A 2,274-nucleotide genomic window follows, 5' to 3' on the forward strand; every position below is an offset into this window, starting at 1 on the left:
CGACTTTGGGGACGACAGATGAAACCACGTCACATCGTCTTCGTCGCCGACGAATCCCTTCGACGCTCCCATCCCGACCTGACACAACGCGTCGCCGAGCATTTCGTGGAATGGATGACCAGCCCGCCCGTGGCGTTCTTCATCACCGACCCGCAACGGTCCGACGACGACACCCTGACCCTGGATCCCATCGCCGGCGACCTGGACCCATCGGACCAAGACAGCCTCACCACGGCATTGCCGACGCTGATCCAAACGCTGCAAGATCGAGAGGCGTGGGAATTCGCGGCCAGCAAGCCGCCGGCGTAGCCCACTACCGCTAAATCTTCGGCTTGATGAACAACACTTCGCCCCGCTCGATCCAGCCCTTTCTCAGGTCGACGCGGAACCAACCCTCGGCGTTTCGACGGTGAAAGCGGACGGCGGATCGTTTGCCGAATTGCTTGAGGTCGTACTGTGCCCAGGTCTTTCCCATGTCGGTTGAAATGATGAATCCGGTGTCGTACGGCGACGCAGGTGCGTAGTGCGCCGACAAGATCACACCGTCTTGGATGATCATGTTGGCGGATTCGTATTCGGGATTGAACAGCAGGGTGTGCTTGGACTTGTCCGCCAGATCGGCCGGGTCGCAGCTAAAAATGCCGCGGTCATGCGGCATCACGCCGTTGCGTCCGTTCGCGTCAGACGCCCAGTACAGCCGGCCATCGACAAAATTGATCCCGCCGGATTTGTATCGCGAATTGGAGTTGACCGACACCAGGACCTTCCAGTCCCAGGAGTCGTTCGCCGAATCATAGGTGCCGCGCATCCAATGACATTCATGCACGTCGCCGCGCGCCCCGTCCGCCCGATCATGGTCTCCCGTGCAAGCGTAAAACGCATTCTCGGCGGGATTATAGGCGACCGAATGAATGTGACGGCACACGATCGGAATCTCGGGATCGCCCAGCAGATCCCCCGCGCCGGCGCCCTTCTGCTGGAACTGTGGACTCTGCCCAAACGAGAACGCGATCTTGACCGTCTGGCCTCCGTCGGTGGAGTAATAAATGTTGATCGGAACCGCACCGCCGAGCACGTTGCAATAGTTTCCCCAAACCAGCATCTCCGTCCCATCGACATCCCACGTGTGGACGCCATCGAGCGGATGGAAGTACCAACCCGGGTTGTCAGGATCCAGCGGCGTGTGCGGCAGGTAGTCATTGCCCTTGCGATCTTTGACGATGATCTGCTTGCACGACTTCAGGTTGTCGGTGCTCAAGAACAGTTCCGTCAGCGTGGCGAACAGAAGGTTGCCATTTTTCAGGATGCAGCTGAACGTGATCTTGTCGGCATCGGGAAACGACAACCGGTGCGGCCAAGTCGCACCATTGTCCTCGGACAGATAAACCGCGCCGTCATCGAACCCGAACGCTTTGTGATCGCGTTGCGAATCGATGTAGGGACCTGGCGGCGCGAGTCGATACCAAAAGTGGTCGGTGGAACCGACATCGGTCGTCGCCGCACACAGCCCCCCCGGTGTGGAGCACCAGAAGGCCGCAGCACCGGGCAACAGCAGCCCGCCGGCTGAGGCAGATGCGGTGGCGAGAAACGTTCGCCGGGACCGGGGTGCGGAGAGAGTGGCTTTTGTTCGAAGTTTCATAGCGATTGGGACGGTTCCGGGTGGCAGACATTGGTGCGAGTGCTCTGTCCAGATCTGCATTTAGGGTTGCGCTTGCCGAGTGACAAAGGGGGCAGTCGAGCGGAAAAGGGGTCAGGTACCAAAAACCAAATGGCCCAACGGGTGCTTCGCATTTTTGGTACCTGCCCCCTTTTCCGCGGCACCCTCAATCTAAACGTTGTCGGAGCACTCGAACCACTCTAACAGCCGCCATCGGCCACCGCTACGATTGACCAGCGGGATCGGCTACCGAGTGTCTGACCTGTGTCGTTGAGCCGCCGACTTTCGCCGCGTAGAATCTGCCACTGATCCATTTCCTTCACCGGTTTACCATCGCTGGCGAAATACCAAACATGCTCGCAAAAGACATCAAGACAGGTACGGTCGTCGTTCATGAGGGTGCCCCCGTCCTGATCCGCGGCATCACCGTCCACTCGCCTTCGGCCCGGGGGGCGGCAACGTTGTACAAATTCCGCGCCCGCAATGTCCTGACCCGAAACAAGGTCGACATCACGATGAAAGGCACCGACGTGATCGAAGAAGCCGACTTCTCGCGTCGCGAAGTTCAAATGCTGTACACCGACGCGACGCATCTGTTCGTCATGGACAAGGAAGAC

2 protein-coding genes and 1 pseudogene are annotated in these 2,274 nt (G+C 59.2%); 2 read left to right on the forward strand and 1 reads right to left on the reverse strand.

Features of this window, described 5'->3' with window-relative positions:
• Positions 1 to 309, forward strand: a 309-nt coding sequence (locus tag ABX749_RS30135) for a hypothetical protein (protein ID WP_372899294.1), incomplete at its 5' end; no start/stop codon positions are given.
• A 10-nt stretch (positions 310 to 319) separates the two neighbouring features.
• Here the strand turns inward: ABX749_RS30135 and ABX749_RS30140 are convergent.
• On the reverse strand, positions 320 to 1,639 hold the full coding sequence (locus ABX749_RS30140) for a hypothetical protein (RefSeq protein ID WP_372899295.1): 1,320 nt from the start codon (positions 1,637 to 1,639) through the stop codon (positions 320 to 322).
• A 371-nt stretch (positions 1,640 to 2,010) separates the two neighbouring features.
• Between ABX749_RS30140 and ABX749_RS30145 the strand changes: the two are divergent.
• Positions 2,011 to 2,274, forward strand: a pseudogene (locus ABX749_RS30145) (translation elongation factor EF-P); the annotation flags it as partial.

This window comes from Stieleria sp. (assembly GCF_041595215.1).
Taxonomy (GTDB): Bacteria; Planctomycetota; Planctomycetia; order Pirellulales; family Pirellulaceae; genus Stieleria; species Stieleria magnilauensis.

Coding starts and splice junctions, on each gene's coding strand:
- ABX749_RS30140 (WP_372899295.1), bottom strand. CDS start 1,639: ATGAAACTTCGAACAAAAGCCACTCTCTCCGCACCCCGGTCCCGGCGA.